A 15,947-nucleotide genomic window follows, 5' to 3' on the forward strand; every position below is an offset into this window, starting at 1 on the left:
ATGAAGCGCTTTATTTATATCATCACCGACAGAAACCGCAATAACCTGCATGTTGGCCTGTGTTCAGACCTGTTAAAAACCATCAAATTTTATAATGAGATGCCTACTTTGTTCTTTGATAACTCAAAGCAGCTAAATCGCCTGGTTTATTTTGAAGAGATAAATAACGAAGAGATGGCGATGGAGCGCTTTAAAATGGTAAGTACATACACCCGCCCGCAAAAAGAAAGAATGATCAGGCCTGTTAACCCTGATTGGATAGACCTTACTGCAGCGCTAAATTTTGAGAGTGGTGTTAGAAGGCCGCAACAAGTGCGACCTTCAATTAACGTAAACAGAAGGCTTACTGCTTGATAAATTTAAGCGCACCCGAATTCATGCAGTATCTTTTGCCGCCGCGAGACTTAGGGCCATCATCAAACACATGGCCCAAATGCAAGCCGGTGCTACGCTCAATAACTTCGTCGCGCTCCATGCCGTAGCTGTTGTCTACAACTATTTCTACTTTTTTAGCATCAACGGGTTTTACAAAACTGGGCCAACCCGTTCCGCTATCAAATTTATCTTCTGATGAAAAAAGGACTTCGCCGGTTGCTGCGCTAACATATACACCTTTTTGGTGATTATCATGATAGGCATTTTGAAACGGTTGCTCGGTACCGCTTTCAACCATAATATGGTATTGGTTAGGCGTAAGTATCTTTTTCCACTCCGCATCGGTTTTGGCCAATGTTCTTTTAACCTGCTGGCCATTGCTATCCTGGCAACCTACCGCAACTATGCTAAATAATATTAACAGGCTTGCTGCTATCTTTCTCATATTTTTTATTGTGTTTATCAAAATTACGCAAAACCTAAGTTATCGGTTTGTCATAAAAAAGTAGATTTAAATGGCATCTCACCAGTTAAAGACTCAATTTAAAAAGACTGTTTTGCCAAGAAATGTGTCTGGCTGTTTTAAAAATCAAGTAGCTAACAATAAGAAAATAGTGCTCCCTAATTAATAAAAACGGTTTTGTGATACATAACTTTTAGCTTAAAACGCCTACATTTTACCAATTCTTATTACATTGTTAATGATACATTTATTGGTTAGTTGCAGTTTGTCGTCATAGGTCAGATTTCAAAGTATGTAAAAGATAGATCGGCAGTCTACAATTAAGAAGATGAAATATCACACCAATTATTTTGAGTTTCGGCGAAACCCGCTATTTCCTCACAGATTTCTGTTATTGAGGTTTTTGGTGCCCAATCCCATGTTTTTTTTGCATTTGAGTAATCAAGCACCATCCATGGAATATCAAATGGGCGTTCTGTATTGCTTGAAATAATCTGTTTTTCTCCGTATCTTTTTACACACCAATGTGTTAATTGAGCTAAAGACATGCTATTTTCAATCCCCCCGCTTATGTTGATTATGCGTGGTTGGGTGCTTAATAGTGCTTCCATAAATTGTTTTTTAAATAATGGGATCAAATCCTTAGGGTGCAAACAGTCTCTTACCTGGCTACCGGTACCATTAAATCCAATATATTTAAGTTCTTTTTGTTCTTTGAAACTATGTATCCAATAGGCGAAAATTCCCTGCCCCGGATGACCAAATTGCCCAGCTCCGGCCATAACCCCACAACGATTTATCCATACAGGAAAACCAAATGTTATGCCATACTCTAAAGCTAACTGCTCTGAACTAAGTTTTGTACAGCCGTATAAAGAGATTGGCGATGCTGTTGAGAAATTTTCAGATACTCCGGCACCGCTTAAACCTGTTACAAAATGCTGGTTCTCATCAGGTACGTACCCACCGTTCACTGTTTTAACTTTAAGAGAAGCAAGTGGTGGTATTGAATAAACCCTGCTGGTAGATAGTAAGATAAAGCCCGCGGTATGTTTCTTACAATATTCTAATAAATTAATGGTGCCAAATAAATTATTTTCAATTAACTGTAGCGTACTGGTCTTGCCGTCCACTCCTGCTAACACGCTTGGGTTTGCGGCTGCGTCAATAACCCAATCTGCCCGTGGCAGAACCTGCAAATCGCTGGCTTGGCGCACGTCTGCGTGGTAGATCTCTATGCCTATACTTTCAAGAATTGGTTTATTAATCCAACTTCCTGACCTAGAAAAATTATCTACTCCGAAAATTTCTGCACCAGGATTGTCTTTGAGTAATTCTTTTGCGATTGAAGATCCAACAAAACCGCAAATACCGGTAATCAATATTTTCATGTATCATTTGAATTATATAATTGAAAAATTGGCATAATATAATTGTAAGTGCCGGTAAACTTGTCAAAGAGTATTTTTAATTAGTCCCATTTCTTTTTAAAGTCACTTTTTGAAAAAAACTTTTCAATAAGTACATATAATAAAATAAAAAGGTAGCGGCTACCCATTTCCTTTATATTTAAATTAGATCTACCGGCTTTTCGGTTTCGCCAGGTATTAGGAACCACCACATAACTATAACCTCGGACTATAGCCTTTAATGGTAATTCAATTGTTAAGTTAAAGTGGGGTGCTAAAAATGGTTTTATACCATCTATTGTATGCCTTCTATATAACTTAAAAGCATTAGTTGAATCATTATAACCAATGCCGAGGCTAATATTAATAATAGCGTTTGCTATACGGTTGATGATTAATTTCAACTTAGGGTAGTCATAAACTTTGCCTCCTTTTATAAATCGCGATCCAAATACGCAATCCACTTTGTTAGCAAGCATTGTATAATAATACTTAACCAAATCGTCAGGACTGTCAGAAAGGTCTGCCATCATTACTGCTACGCAGTCTCCCTCAAAACGCTCTAAACCGTAACGCACCGCAAAGCCAAAGCCATTTAGTCCGGTATTAGTAAAAAACTTTAAAGACGGAATGGTTAAAGAAAGATTTGTTAAAATTTCTAATGTGGCATCTTTTGAATTATCGTTTATTACAATAATTTCATGATCAATATTTTCCTCAGATAACCGTTGATAAAGCGTGGTAATCGTTTCGGTAATCGTCTCCTCTTCGTTGTAAGCAGGTATTACTACACTTAATTTGAGCATTCTATTTTGATTTAGAGAAAATTAATTTTTTCCTGACGATATGCATCCTTTTAAAAGCATAACTCACAAAGCTTCGTACACCTTAAAATCAATCACATCTTGGTAAGAGCCTACGTTGGCAAGAAATTTTATACCCCGTATATTTGGTAACTTAGTAAGAGTGGAAGAAGTATTCATTAACTTAAAGTAGTCGTTATAATCTGCGCAGTATTTGTTTAACACACATGGATGTTGAAGTAAATCCGATACTAAATTAAAAGTAGTATCTCTTCCGCCATCCAAAAATAGTTTTACCCTTAAATAAGGCATGCGCTTAATCAGCGAAAGTAATTTTGATTTCCTAGTATAATCAACTGTAGCTATAAAAAATAAAAGTTTGTTGCTATCTGCGTTTACCTGGTAAACTTCATTAAGCTTAATTACTTTTCTCCTTATTAACTTTAAATTGAGTGACAAACGTTTCTGTCGTTTGGAAGCGATAAATAAGGAATCGTTAATTTGATTCTTAACGTAATAACTTTTTAAAATCTCTAATTTACTTAAAGGCTCATCATACATAAAATATCTACCATCAATTGTGTTAATCCCGCCAAATTCTCCAGTTTTATTACTATGAAAAATGATGTTATCTACTTTTTTATTAGCAAAGAAAGAGGCATCTAATGAATCTAATTTCTTCGTATAAGCGGAGTATGACTGCAAAACAGGTCGGGGTAAATACCTTAATCCGTTGCTATAGCAAAGAGATGTTAAGTAAGGGTATATGTCAAAAGTTTCAGATTTATTTAAAAATTTTGAAGGTATCTTACTGTAGAAAGTTTTTTTCTGAATGACGCTGGTTTTATCCGCGTAAAATACAAAGCTCAGGAAGAGAATCAATATTATGACATTGTTAGACTGCCGTGAGACAACATCATTGCCGTGAAGAGTGGATAACCAAAATAAAATTATAGCAAAGAACGACACATTGAATATAAGTCCTCCGGTAAAACCACGGGTGTAAGAATATATAAATAGAAAATAAATGGTCAGAAAGAACAACGGAAGTAATAGAATATTCTTTTTAACAAATTCAACCGGAGTTTTTGTTAACAGCAATCCCGTGGAAAGTAGTATTAGTGCGATGCTCAGGTATACATCGTAACTATAGTTGGGCCACGTAAATATTTGATTGGCCTTTTTGTATCCATTAATGATTTCTAAAGAATTGAGAAGGTAGCCTGATAAATTGATATTAGTTGATAAATAAATAACAGTAAAAGTCGTTATCGCGGATATCAAGAAAATAATACTATTCTTTCCTTGTTTCTTAATTAGAAATGCCATTAATACTAAAAAAGACACTAAAATTAAAAAAGGGAAGAAGCTAACCTTTACAAAAAAAAGCATTGATGTTGTAAAACCTGTAAATGCGGCAACAAGTGTTTTTTTAAATGCCAGGAACGCGAACAGCGGCGATTGTAAACGATCCGAAAGAATCACTATCGTTGAATGAATTAGACATATCAAAAAAAATATTGTGAATTCACCGTACACTGCGAATTTAAAAAAAAACCAGGGTACCAAAATATATTTGACAACCGTTGACAAATCTTTCGACTCGTTTTTTATTATTTTATTAGCAACATCAGCGATTATAAAAAAGAAATAAATTGAATACCCACTTTTTATAATAATAGAAAGGAGTAGCAAAGGAATATCCAGTCCGGCGACAATGCTATTATATCCAAGAAATCCTAAAGGACCGTAAGTAAATACAATGTCGTTACCATACATTAAATTGTGCGAAGACGCATAATTTAATGTAAAGATCCATGATGGGTCTAGGTTATCAAACAATTGGTATTGGTAATTTTTGAACAAAAGGAAACCAAAGAAAAATACACATAGGAAAAGAATGTATCTGTTTTTCTTGTCAAGAATTTGGTTCTCCATGTCTATGCAACGGTTTAAGTTTTGTATTAAATCAGGTCACCTTATTTATTTAAAGGTAAACGGATTTTAGGGTAGTTAAGATAAGCGTCTTGATCGCTTCCCGTTTGCTACCAAAGATAATATATTTGATAGACAAATGTTAATTTATAAATCAGATGTATATGTGAGCGGTTATACTTGTGTCCAAAAAAGCCGATTCTTTTGATTTGCATTAAAGTTAATTTGTTACTCGCGCTAAAAGCTCACATTTGCAATTTTTTATAGTCTATGAAATAAATTTAAATCTGTTTTATTTTAGGTATCAACGCAGCCGAGACCAGATGTATCAGGCCATTATGCTGTTTCAGATCGCTTTTTTGAATAGTACTTTTACCACCAGCTTCGTCAATCAGTATAATATTTCCGCTCTCGTCAAACTGTGCTTTTAGCGAGGCGCCTGAGAGTGTTCTAAAAACAGCCAGTCCTTTGCCCCGACCTATTTCTTTAGCAATATTTTTAGCAGAAACTTTACCCGGTAAAACATGGTAAGTTATTAAAGAAATTAGATCGTGCTTTTTTTTAGGCGTTAACAGGGCATCCAGCATACCGGGCGATAATTTATTAAACGCGCTGTCGGCTGGTAAAAAAACGGTTAACGGTCCAGGGTTATTGAAGGTTTGAGTTAGGCCACTAACATCAAGAGATCTTAAAAATATAGAAGATTGCTGTAGCGCTAAGATATTTGCCGGAATGTCTTTTTTAGGATCCATCAGCTCATCCGGTCTGTTTTTTACAGCGATAGGAGTGGGGGTTTGGTTTTGTGCAGCAGCTGTATTTATAACTGCACAAAAAACGATGCCTAACAGTATCAATTTCATAGTCTGTTACAGTATGCCAATACCGTGCCTTGAGTTGGCAGATGTAAGAATTAAACTGTAATTTATTTAACACAACAATGCCTATATAGGGCGTTTACCAGGCTTCATACTTTCAAAAGTCAGAATTTCTTACAGGTTTGGTGTTAAAAAAGATTAAATTTTGAAATCTAAACGATGCCATGAGCAAGGAGGCACAGGCAGAGAGAGAACGTAGAGCAAGGGTTATACTTGGGACTGCCGAAACAGAAATTGCAGAGGCAAGCCTGCACTATGTTAATAATCCGGTGGCCTTGCATCTTAGAGGGATGAATATGTTGTTTGAAGGGTTAAAAGAAAAAGGGTCTATGGTTATTGTACCAAGTTCTGCATTAGACTCAATGAATCTGGGAGCTATGGGAGGGTTGATCTCGTTAGCTAAATCAAATGAATCGCCGCAGGTACCTCAACCTGAAAAACAAAACAAGTCCGGAAAGAACGTCTAATGTAAAAAGCCTCAATAGGTACAGTAATCTTGATCTAACGTATTAAAACAACAAAGCCCGATACGGGCGTGTATCAGGCTTTGTACTCAGAGCGGGAATCGAACCCGCACTCCGTTTACGGGAACAGGATTTTAAGTCCTGCGTGTCTACCAGTTCCACCATCTGAGCAGGCGTTAACCTTTTAAAAATAAAACCCCTCTGTTAGTTCAGAAGGGAGTTATTGGAGCGAAAGACGAGATTCGAACTCGCGACCCCGACCTTGGCAAGGTCGTGCTCTACCAACTGAGCTACTTTCGCATTTTGTATTTCCGTTCAACACATTCGCGTTTGCGGAGTGCAAATATAGACAGAAAAGGATATTCTGCAAGGGAAAACTATATTTTTTTTGAATGTTTTTATAACTCGCTGTCTTTCAAAACCTCCGTTATCAGATCGCTTTCAAAGCCACGGCCCAACGCGTATTGTTGCAGCTTATAACGGCGTTTATAAGCATTGCTTTCGTTCAATATAGTCGATTTCTTTTCAATTATAATGCGCAAGGTTTCCAGGTAGTCATCGTAATTAATTCCGTTTAGCGCTTTCTTTATCAAAACATCAGGCACCTTCTTTAGTTTAAGACCCTGTTTTATTTTAATTTTGCCCCAGGCCTTCTGCCTGAATTTACCTGTAGCATATGCTTTAGCAAAGCGTTCTTCATTTAAAAAGCCATCACCAATAAGCTTTACAATTATGTTTTCTACCGCGGCAGGCCAAAGACCCCACTCGTATAATTTATCTCTAACTTCCTGTTGTGAGCGCTCCTGGTAGGCACAATAATGCCCGGCCTTGTCAAGCGCAAGCTTCTCATCAATTATTTTTTGTTTTTTCGGAACGTCCATTAAAACCAAAAATGCCAAAAATTTCTTCTATTGGCAGAAATATAAGCAAATTAGCGTCATATATGCTCAGCAATCAGTACTCCATTCAGCAGGTTAAAGATATTATTAAGGCCGAAGGCGATATTATTATAGATGACGTTATAAACGTATTGCTTACTGACAGCCGCCGCATTACCAATGCTGCCGATGGTTTGTTTTTTGCACTGAGCGGCAGGCGCAATGGGCATGCCTTTATTGCCGAGGCTTACGCTGCCGGTATTCGAAATTTTGTAGTAAAGCAAGGGCCTGAGATAAAGTTACCTCTTGCAAACTTCCTTATCGTACCTGATGTGCTTTCTGCATTGCAGCAATTGGCTACCTATCATCGCGATCGCTTTAATATTGAAGTAATAGGCATTACAGGCAGTAATGGCAAAACTATTGTAAAAGAATGGCTATACCAGTTATTTGCCATTGATAAAAATGTAGTGCGTAACCCCAAAAGCTATAACTCGCAAATAGGGGTGCCCCTGTCTGTGTGGCAAATGACTGAAAAAAACGAATTGGGCATTTTTGAGGCCGGTATTTCTGTGCCTGGTGAAATGGAGCGGTTAAAACAGATTATCAAACCGTCGGTTGGTGTACTTACCCATTTGGGCCCTGCCCACAATGAAGGCTTTGAGGATTTTAAAGGCAAAGTGCGCGAAAAATTGAAGTTATTTGTTGGCTGCAGATTGGTAATTTATAATTACGACCAGGTAACAGATTACAAAGACGAAATAATAGCTGACACCTGTTTTACCTGGAGCCGCACCTTCAGGCAGGCTGATCTGTACGTTTTCAGCGAGACGGTTATCTCCAAAAATTACTACTTGCGGGCAAAATACAAAGAGCAGGAAATAGAGTGCCTTATTCCATTTACTGACGAGGCCTCTGTTGAGAACGCTATAACTTGCTGGGCAACAATGCTGGCATTGGGTTATTCGGCGGTTGAAGCTGATAAGCGTATTGAGCGGCTTAGTCCCGTGAGTATGCGCCTGGAGCTTAAAACCGGGACAAATGATTGCTCTGTTATTGATGATACTTATAATTCTGATATCCAATCTTTGGAGATTGCACTTAATTTTCTAAATCAACAAAATCAGCATAAAAAGAAGACACTTATTCTATCTGATATCTTTCAGTCGGGATTGACGGATGATCTATTGTATAAACAGGTGGCTGAGCTTGTGCATAGTAAAACCATAGACAGGTTTATTGGCGTGGGAGACGCCCTTATGAGAAGGCAGGATGCCATTGATGTGCCAGAAAAGCATTTTTTTGCTGATACCAATGCCTTACTGGCTAAACTAAGTAGCTTACGGTTTAGAGACGAGACCATCCTGATAAAAGGCTCGCGCAGTTTTGAGTTTGAACGGATAAGCAGATTGCTATCGCAGAAAAACCACGAGACCGTGATGGAGATCAATTTGAATGCTTTGCTTAATAATCTGAATTATTATAAGGCCAAAATAAAACCAGGTGTTAAGGTCATGGCCATGGTAAAAGCATTCTCATACGGCAGCGGGACTTTTGAGTTGGCTAATATGCTGCAATATAACAAAGTAGATTACCTGGCTGTTGCTTACGCGGATGAAGGAGTTTCTTTGCGACAAACCGGCATAACGCTGCCTATAGCAGTAATGAACACCGAATATTCTGCATTTGATAAACTGATTGAATATAAATTGGAGCCGGTTATGTACAGCTTTGGTTTGTTGGATGAATTTGTTAAATATGCCCAGCTGAATGAAATTTCTGCCTACCCGGTACATATTAAGTTAGATACGGGTATGCATCGCCTTGGTTTTGAAGAGTTTGAGGTTGATACGCTTTGTGATATGCTTGAAATAAACAAGTACATACAGGTTAAATCGGTATTCTCTCATCTGGTAGCAAGCGATGCCGCGGAGCACGACGGTTTTACCGAGACGCAGATAAAACGGTTTGACGCCGCCTATAAAAAGATAGAGGAAGCTTTAGGATATAAAGTAATTAAACACCTGTGCAATACATCAGGTATTACGCGCTGGCCCGCAGCACAGTATGATATGGTGAGGTTAGGGATTGGCTTATATGGTGTTGATGCAGCTGTATCGCCTACAGAAAGTGGCTTACAACCCATTGCTACTTTGAAAACCAGCGTTTCGCAAGTGCGCAAGGTGAATGCCGGGGATACGATAGGTTACTCGCGAAAAGGTTTGATGGCTGATAACGGCAAAATAGCCACAGTGCGTATAGGTTACGCAGATGGCTACTTGCGCGCATTTGGCAATGGCGTTGGCAAAATGTTAGTTAACGGTACCCTTGTCCCCACCATAGGCAATATATCAATGGATATGACCATGATAGATGTTACTGCGCTAAATGTAGAAGAAGGGGATGACGTTATAGTTTTCAATAATGAATATCGTATAGAGGAGTTGGCCACCCAAATTGGAACCATACCCTATGAAATTTTAACTAATATTTCACAACGCGTAAAAAGGGTGTACTTTTACGAGTAGAAATATTCGGAAAACATGAAGAGGATACTTGGGGCGCTGTTAAATTATTTTCTGAAAGGTGTGATAGTTGTTATTCCTATCGGCGCCGCTATGTTTTTGATCTATTGGGCAGTATCAACAATTGATAACGCCCTTAATTTAAGTGATGTTATCTTAGCTGATAAAGAAGGCGAACCCATCCATATTCCCGGATTGGGTATTCTAAACGTTATTGTTGTGATAATGATTGCCGGCGTGCTGGTAACCAATGTAATTACTGATCCCATTAAAAAATGGTTTAACAGATGGATCAATAAGCTGCCGTTATTTAAATTTCTATACTCATCTATAAAAGATTTGACTGTTGCTTTTGTAGGCGACGAAAAGAAGTTTAACGAGGCAGTAATTGTTGAAGTAAACGAGGTCGGCTTAAAAAAAATAGGTTTTTTGGTTCAAAAAGATCTAACAAAACTTGGGCTGCCGGGGGATGTAGCGGTTTATTTTCCTTATTCCTACTCGTTTGCAGGGCAAGTTGTAATTATAGCTGCAGATAAAGTTAAACCCATTGATAGAAATGCAGCTGATATGATGAAGTTTGTTATTTCTGGAGGGGTAAGCGGACTGGATTAGGCACGCGCTTATGCTTGGCAGCATCAGCCTTTCTGAAACTTCTTATCACAATAAACATCGCAATTAACACCATTAAGGCGCCTATCAGGTAGGAAAAGCCTGGGAAATACCACGCGCCATTTTTATTAGTAGAGGCATAAAACGTATAACCAAACAGCAAGGGGCCTATAATAACACTCAGGCTGTTAACAATCGTTATTGCTCCCTGTAGTTCACCCTGCTCGTTTTTAGCAACCTTTTCTGTAGCAAATGCCTGCAAAGCCGGGCCGCCTATACCACCAAGACAATAAGGGATCATAAACAAATACATCATCCATCCCTGGGTTGCAAATGCTATTAGAATAAGCCCGACTGCATAAAAAATCAACCCTGCCACTATATTTTTTTGCTGACCAAATTTAGGTATGGTGTAACGGATCAGTCCTCCCTGTATGGCAACAAGCAACACACCGATAAAAATACCCAATGTTCCTACGCTGTTTAGCGTCCACTCAAACTTCTCAAATAGATAGAACGATAAAAGGTACTCTACGGATTTTTGCGCCGTGTAAACCAGCGTAAGCACACTTATTAATCCCCCCAATTCAGGGTGGCGTTTAAAAATGGTAATCAATGCACCTACAGGATTTGCCCGGCGCCATTCAAAATTGCGGCGGTGCTGTGGTTTTAATGATTCCGGCAGTACAAAGAATCCGTACAAAGCATTAAAAAATGCAAACCCGGCGGCAGCCAGGAACGGAAATTTTAAATTGAGGTCGCCCAGATAGGCACCCAGTCCAATGCCAATAATAAAGCCAAAACCCGAAGCGGCACCCACTAAACCAAAGTTTGCAGCACGTTTATGGCCGGTACTGATATCAGAAATATAGGCCGTGGCCGTAGCATTACTTGCACCGGCAACACCTGCTATAAACCGGCCCACAAACAACCAGGCGATAGAAGGGGCGAAGGCCATAAACAGATAATCTATACTAAAGCCAAATAAAGAGATGAGGAGTACCGGGCGCCTACCATATTTATCGCTAAGGCCGCCTATAATTGAGGCAAACAGCAGTTGCATACTGGCATATACAAAATTGAGCCAGCCGCTGTATTTTGAAGCTGTGCTTACATCTATATGGCCAAGTGTTTCTAAAAGCTTAGGTAATACAGGTACAATTATACCCAAACCCAACACGTCAATAAAAATGGTGATAAAAATAAAACCTAATGCCGCCGAGCGCTTTTTGCCGGGTTTTTTTGCAGAAACATTATCAGACTCAGGCGGAAGTTGTGCAGACATATTTTAAAAGGCCGAAGTTAAATTTTACTAATAACCACTAAGTTAACTTTGTGTTTCTTTTAAAACTTCTTATCGCTAATAATGCCCCTATCAGCATTAAAAGCGAGCCAATTGCAAACGGTGCCCCCGGAAAATGCACTTTATTATCAGGCCGCGTAAAGTAATAAAAAGACTCTGTCATCACCAATGGCCCGAATATAGAGCTCAGGCTCATTAACCCGGTAAGGCCGCCTTGTAAATTACCCTGCTCATTTGCGGGCACCTTATTACTCATATAACCCTGTATGGCCGGCCCGGCTATACCGCCAAGGCAGTAGGGAACCAATATTGCAAACATCATCCAGCCTGTTGTGGCAAATGCAAAGAGCATTAATCCTACAGCGTATAATAACAAGCCCACCCAAATGCTGCGCTGCTCGCCAAGTTTCGGTAATATTATTCTTATCAAACCGCCCTGCACCACCGCTATCATCAATCCAACAAAACCTAAAGAGTAACCCACCCAGTCTTCGTTCCAATGAAACTTATACATGGTATAAAATGTCCATACGCTTTGTACGGCTTGTGCAGCAAAATAAACCAAAAATAAAACAACAGCCAGGCCAACTACGGAATCATATTTTCTTAATTGAAAAACAGATGTAAACGGATTGATCTTTTTTAGGTCAAGCGGTCGCCTGTGCTCAATAGGTAATGATTCTGGTAGCATAAAGTATCCGTATGTTGCATTGGCAAAAGCCAATAAAGCCGCGGCTATAAACGGGTAATGCATATCATGCTTGCCCAGTACGCCGCCAATTACAGGCCCTATAATAAAGCCGAGACCAAAAGCCACTCCAATCATTCCGAAGTTTTGCGCGCGCTTCTCAGGCGCGCTTACATCAGCTATATAGGCGGTGGCTGTGGTGAAACTGGCTCCTGTAATACCTGCTACAATTCGCCCTACAAATAACCAGGCGATCGTTGGTGCAAAAGCAGAAAACAAATAGTCAACACCAAACCCTAACAAAGAAAATAACAACACCGGCCTGCGGCCAAACTTGTCACTTAAATTTCCTATAAAAGGGGCGCATGCAAACTGCATTATCGCATAAGCTGCCGTAAGCCAGCCTGCATAAGCTGAAGCATCGCTAATGTTGCCGTGTATAAGATGTGCAATCAGTTTGGGTACAACAGGTATAATAATACCCAAGCCCATAACATCAATAAGTAAAGTGGCAAAAATAAAGCCCAGGCTTGCTTTCTTTTGCTTTTCGGGTAGTTCCATTAATTAAGATAAGTGATTGATTAAAAATTAGGTTTCAATACATACTTATCATAGAAACGGAAAACATGTTCAGTTGCTTCTTCTGCGGTATCAACTAAACGGTATAGGTTCAAATCGTCCGGATGTATGTTGTGTTCTTTTTCAAGCATGTTTTTTGATACCCAATCAAACAAACCGCCCCAGTAATCGGTGCCTACAAACACTATCGGGAAACGGGCTATCTTACCTGTCTGTATCAGTGTCATCGCTTCAAACGCCTCGTCCATTGTGCCAAAACCACCTGGCAGCACAATAAAACCCTGCGAGTATTTCATGAACATTACTTTACGAATGAAAAAGTAATCAAACTCCAAAATCTTATCCCTGTCTATATATTTATTATGAAACTGCTCAAAAGGTAGTTCAATATTCAATCCTACAGATTTACCGCCGGCCTCGTAAGCGCCTTTGTTGGCGGCTTCCATAATTCCCGGCCCGCCGCCAGATATTACTCCGTAACCTCTTTCCGAAAGTAAACGGGCAATATCTTCGGCCATCTGATAGTACATATGATCGGTTTTGGTACGTGCAGATCCAAAAATAGATACGCATGGGCCAATTTTAGCCAGTTTTTCAAAGCCGTCAACAAATTCGGCCATTATTTTAAATATCTGCCATGAGTCGGTAACCTTTATCTCTTGCCAGTTCTTGTTATCAAATGCTCTTCTTAATTTTTCGTCTCCGGTCATATCTCTTTAAACCTTAATAATGTATATCTGTTTCAAAAATTCTTTCTGTAAATCAGGCGCTAAGTTTCCCACTTTTTGCTGTTGATGTAATAAACAGCCCTATAAAAGTTATCAGGCCGTTTACCAATATTAATTCGTTATCAAATGTATAACCAAAAAGCGCTGTTGAGTGCGAGCTTAGATAATAACATATTGCCGGCGATATCAGGCAAATAAACGGTACCAACTTATCCCTTACCTGCCTATTGGCCATAAATAAGCCAAATGAATACAGACCGAGCAACGGCCCATATGTGTAAGATGCTACTTTGAAGATAGCGCTAACAACCGCATCGTTGTTTATAGCATTAAAGATAACTATCGTTAATAATAGCAAAACTGAGAAGCCTACGTGAACGTAATGCCGCGTAGCCACATTTGCTTTACTGTTGACATCTTTGCCCTTATTGAAGTTTAAAAAGTCAACACAAAAAGATGTGGTGAGCGCCGTAAGCGCTGAATCTGTAGTGGCAAAAGTAGCCGCAGTTAACCCAAGCATAAAAACTATTGCCGGTATAACCCCAAGATACTTCAGCGCAATGGTAGGGTACAGATAGTCGGTTTTTTCAACAGTAACACCGTACTTGGCCGCATACATATACAGCATAGCGCCAACGCATAAAAAGAAGATATTGATCACCACAAACACCCCGGTAAAGCTGAACATGTTTTTTTGCGCTTCGCCGATGTTTTTTAAACTGAGATTTTTTTGCATCAGGTCCTGATCAAGGCCAACCATGCCGATGGTAATAAAAATGCCGCCTATAAACTGCTTGCCGATGTGGAAGTGGCTGGTCATGAAATCATCAAAGAAAAATATTTTAGAATAGCTGCTGTTTTTTACCGCTTCCACTGCCTCAAACACACTCATATCAAGGCTGCGGCAAATAAAGTAGATGGACAAGAAAACGGATGATACAAGGAACAACGTTTGCAAACTGTCTGTTATAATAATGGTTTTAAGGCCACCTTTAAATGTGTAGGCCCATATCAGCAACAAACAAATTATTACGGTAGCAAAAAACGGTATGCCGTAGCTGTCAAAAATAAAATGCTGCAAAACAATAACCACCAGGTAAAGCCTGAAAGCTGAGCCAATGGTACGGCTTAGCAAAAATATACCTGCTGCAGTTTTGTAACTCCACGTACCCAAAGCATGCTCAATATAACTGTAAATAGAGGTTAGCTTCATGCGGTAATACAAAGGCAGCAATACTGTTGCAACCACTATAAAACCTGCAGCGTTACCTAAAATAAACTGGAAATAAGCAAATTGGTCGCCACTTGGTGCACCAACTTTACCGGGTACAGAAATAAAGGTTACTCCGCTAAGCGCGGTACCTATCATGCCAAACGCCACCAAATACCATTTGGAATTGCGGTTAGCAGAGAAAAACGTATCGTTATCTGCTGATTTGCGTGATGTTATCCACGAGATAACCAGTAGTACCAGGAAATAGCCAATTATAAAAGATAATAATACTCCAGATGACATATTTGCTTTTTATTACGGAAGTCGGAAAGTCCGTTAGTCCGAAAGTTTGACGACAAGGTATAGATAACGAAAATACATTCCAAATTAAAGTTATTTCCGAAATGTGTAAGTCTCCATAATTTAAACTCATTAGACTTTCAGACTTCCCGACTTCCCGACTATTACCTATCTTCGCCATATGAATTTCTCATCCAAACTTTTGGAAAACGCAGTTGCCGAATTTGCCAAACTACCCGGGGTAGGGCAAAAAACAGCGTTGCGTTTGGTGCTGCACCTGCTTAACCAAAATAAGCAGGAGGTAGAGCAATTCAGCCATGCTATTACTAAGTTGCGCAACGAAATACAGTTTTGCAGTCGTTGCCACAACATATCCGATCAGGCTATATGCGAGATCTGTTCATCGCCAAAGCGTGATGTCAGCGTTATTTGCGTTGTTGAGGACACACGGGACGTTATGGCTATTGAGAATACCAGCCAGTTTAACGGCTTATATCACGTATTGGGCGGCTTGATTTCGCCCATGGATGGCATAGGCCCGGCAGATCTGCAGGTTGATTCTTTAATAGAGCGGCTAACGGATGGTGAGGTTAAAGAAGTGATATTTGCCCTTAGCGCTACCATGGAGGGAGATACTACTATTTTCTATCTGCACAAAAAATTAAAACATTTCAACATAAACATTTCAACTATTGCCCGTGGCATAGCATTTGGAGGTGAGTTAGAGTACGTTGATGAGATCACTTTAGGGAGGTCTATTGTAACGCGTGTTCCGTATGAAAACTCATTAACCAAGTAGT

At 39.3% G+C, this 15,947-nt stretch carries 15 protein-coding genes and 2 tRNA genes; 5 read left to right on the forward strand and 12 right to left on the reverse strand.

Annotated elements, in window-relative coordinates; all coding sequences use genetic code 11:
• Nucleotides 1–354, forward strand: a complete 354-nt coding sequence (locus ACVW2L_RS04000; protein ID WP_457126664.1) for a GIY-YIG nuclease family protein — start codon at nt 1–3, stop codon at nt 352–354.
• On the opposite strand, the gene msrB is transcribed toward ACVW2L_RS04000, so the two are convergent.
• From msrB to ACVW2L_RS04025, 5 genes are all read right to left on the reverse strand, one after another.
• Complete coding sequence (msrB, locus tag ACVW2L_RS04005; protein WP_457126665.1) at nt 344–820, reverse strand: peptide-methionine (R)-S-oxide reductase MsrB; 477 nt, start codon at nt 818–820, stop codon at nt 344–346. The genes ACVW2L_RS04000 and msrB overlap by 11 nt on opposite strands.
• A gap of 338 nt (nt 821–1,158) precedes the next feature.
• Nucleotides 1,159–2,229: an NAD-dependent epimerase/dehydratase family protein gene (locus tag ACVW2L_RS04010; protein ID WP_457126666.1), complete on the reverse strand. Its 1,071-nt coding sequence runs from the start codon at nt 2,227–2,229 to the stop codon at nt 1,159–1,161.
• Nucleotides 2,230–2,309: 80 nt separating this feature from the next.
• A complete protein-coding gene (locus ACVW2L_RS04015; protein ID WP_457126667.1) occupies nt 2,310–3,053 on the reverse strand; it encodes a glycosyltransferase family 2 protein in 744 nt (247 codons plus the stop codon).
• Between the two features lie 63 nt (nt 3,054–3,116).
• On the reverse strand, nt 3,117–4,988 hold the full coding sequence (locus tag ACVW2L_RS04020) for a hypothetical protein (RefSeq protein WP_457126668.1): 1,872 nt from the start codon (nt 4,986–4,988) through the stop codon (nt 3,117–3,119).
• Between the two features lie 278 nt (nt 4,989–5,266).
• Nucleotides 5,267–5,845, reverse strand: a complete 579-nt coding sequence (locus ACVW2L_RS04025; RefSeq protein WP_457126669.1) for a fasciclin domain-containing protein — start codon at nt 5,843–5,845, stop codon at nt 5,267–5,269.
• A 179-nt stretch (nt 5,846–6,024) separates the two neighbouring features.
• Between ACVW2L_RS04025 and ACVW2L_RS04030 the strand changes: the two genes are divergently transcribed.
• Nucleotides 6,025–6,327, forward strand: a complete 303-nt coding sequence (locus ACVW2L_RS04030; RefSeq protein ID WP_457126670.1) for a hypothetical protein — start codon at nt 6,025–6,027, stop codon at nt 6,325–6,327.
• A gap of 83 nt (nt 6,328–6,410) precedes the next feature.
• Here the strand turns inward: ACVW2L_RS04030 and ACVW2L_RS04035 are convergent.
• The 3 genes from ACVW2L_RS04035 to ACVW2L_RS04045 form a co-directional block, all read right to left on the reverse strand.
• Nucleotides 6,411–6,495: transfer RNA gene (locus tag ACVW2L_RS04035), tRNA-Leu, on the reverse strand.
• A gap of 53 nt (nt 6,496–6,548) precedes the next feature.
• Nucleotides 6,549–6,624, reverse strand: a tRNA-Gly gene (locus tag ACVW2L_RS04040).
• A gap of 98 nt (nt 6,625–6,722) precedes the next feature.
• Complete coding sequence (locus ACVW2L_RS04045; RefSeq protein ID WP_457126671.1) at nt 6,723–7,205, reverse strand: regulatory protein RecX; 483 nt, start codon at nt 7,203–7,205, stop codon at nt 6,723–6,725.
• An 11-nt stretch (nt 7,206–7,216) separates the two neighbouring features.
• Between ACVW2L_RS04045 and ACVW2L_RS04050 the strand changes: the two genes are divergently transcribed.
• Both ACVW2L_RS04050 and ACVW2L_RS04055 read left to right on the forward strand, forming a co-directional pair.
• Complete coding sequence (locus tag ACVW2L_RS04050) at nt 7,217–9,730, forward strand: bifunctional UDP-N-acetylmuramoyl-tripeptide:D-alanyl-D-alanine ligase/alanine racemase (RefSeq protein WP_457126672.1); 2,514 nt, start codon at nt 7,217–7,219, stop codon at nt 9,728–9,730.
• 15 nt (nt 9,731–9,745) lie between these two features.
• Nucleotides 9,746–10,339: a DUF502 domain-containing protein gene (locus tag ACVW2L_RS04055; protein WP_457126673.1), complete on the forward strand. Its 594-nt coding sequence runs from the start codon at nt 9,746–9,748 to the stop codon at nt 10,337–10,339.
• On the opposite strand, the gene ACVW2L_RS04060 is transcribed toward ACVW2L_RS04055, so the two are convergent.
• The 4 genes from ACVW2L_RS04060 to ACVW2L_RS04075 are packed head-to-tail and all read right to left on the reverse strand — an operon-like array spanning nt 10,308 to nt 15,150.
• Complete coding sequence (locus tag ACVW2L_RS04060) at nt 10,308–11,621, reverse strand: TCR/Tet family MFS transporter (protein ID WP_457126674.1); 1,314 nt, start codon at nt 11,619–11,621, stop codon at nt 10,308–10,310. The genes ACVW2L_RS04055 and ACVW2L_RS04060 overlap by 32 nt on opposite strands.
• Nucleotides 11,622–11,658: 37 nt before the next feature.
• Nucleotides 11,659–12,888: a TCR/Tet family MFS transporter gene (locus ACVW2L_RS04065; protein ID WP_457126675.1), complete on the reverse strand. Its 1,230-nt coding sequence runs from the start codon at nt 12,886–12,888 to the stop codon at nt 11,659–11,661.
• 20 nt (nt 12,889–12,908) lie between these two features.
• Nucleotides 12,909–13,616, reverse strand: a complete 708-nt coding sequence (locus ACVW2L_RS04070) for an LOG family protein (protein ID WP_457126676.1) — start codon at nt 13,614–13,616, stop codon at nt 12,909–12,911.
• 52 nt (nt 13,617–13,668) lie between these two features.
• Entirely contained in the window at nt 13,669–15,150 is a 1,482-nt protein-coding gene (locus ACVW2L_RS04075; RefSeq protein WP_457126677.1) for a sodium:solute symporter, read from the reverse strand.
• Between the two features lie 178 nt (nt 15,151–15,328).
• Here ACVW2L_RS04075 and recR point away from each other — a divergent pair, with 178 nt between their 5' ends.
• Nucleotides 15,329–15,946 (forward strand): recombination mediator RecR, encoded by a 618-nt coding sequence (gene recR, locus ACVW2L_RS04080; protein WP_457126678.1) that lies wholly within the window; start codon nt 15,329–15,331, stop codon nt 15,944–15,946.
• Nucleotide 15,947: the final 1 nt, after the last annotated feature.

The sequence above is a fragment of the Mucilaginibacter sp. HD30 genome, assembly GCF_054061755.1.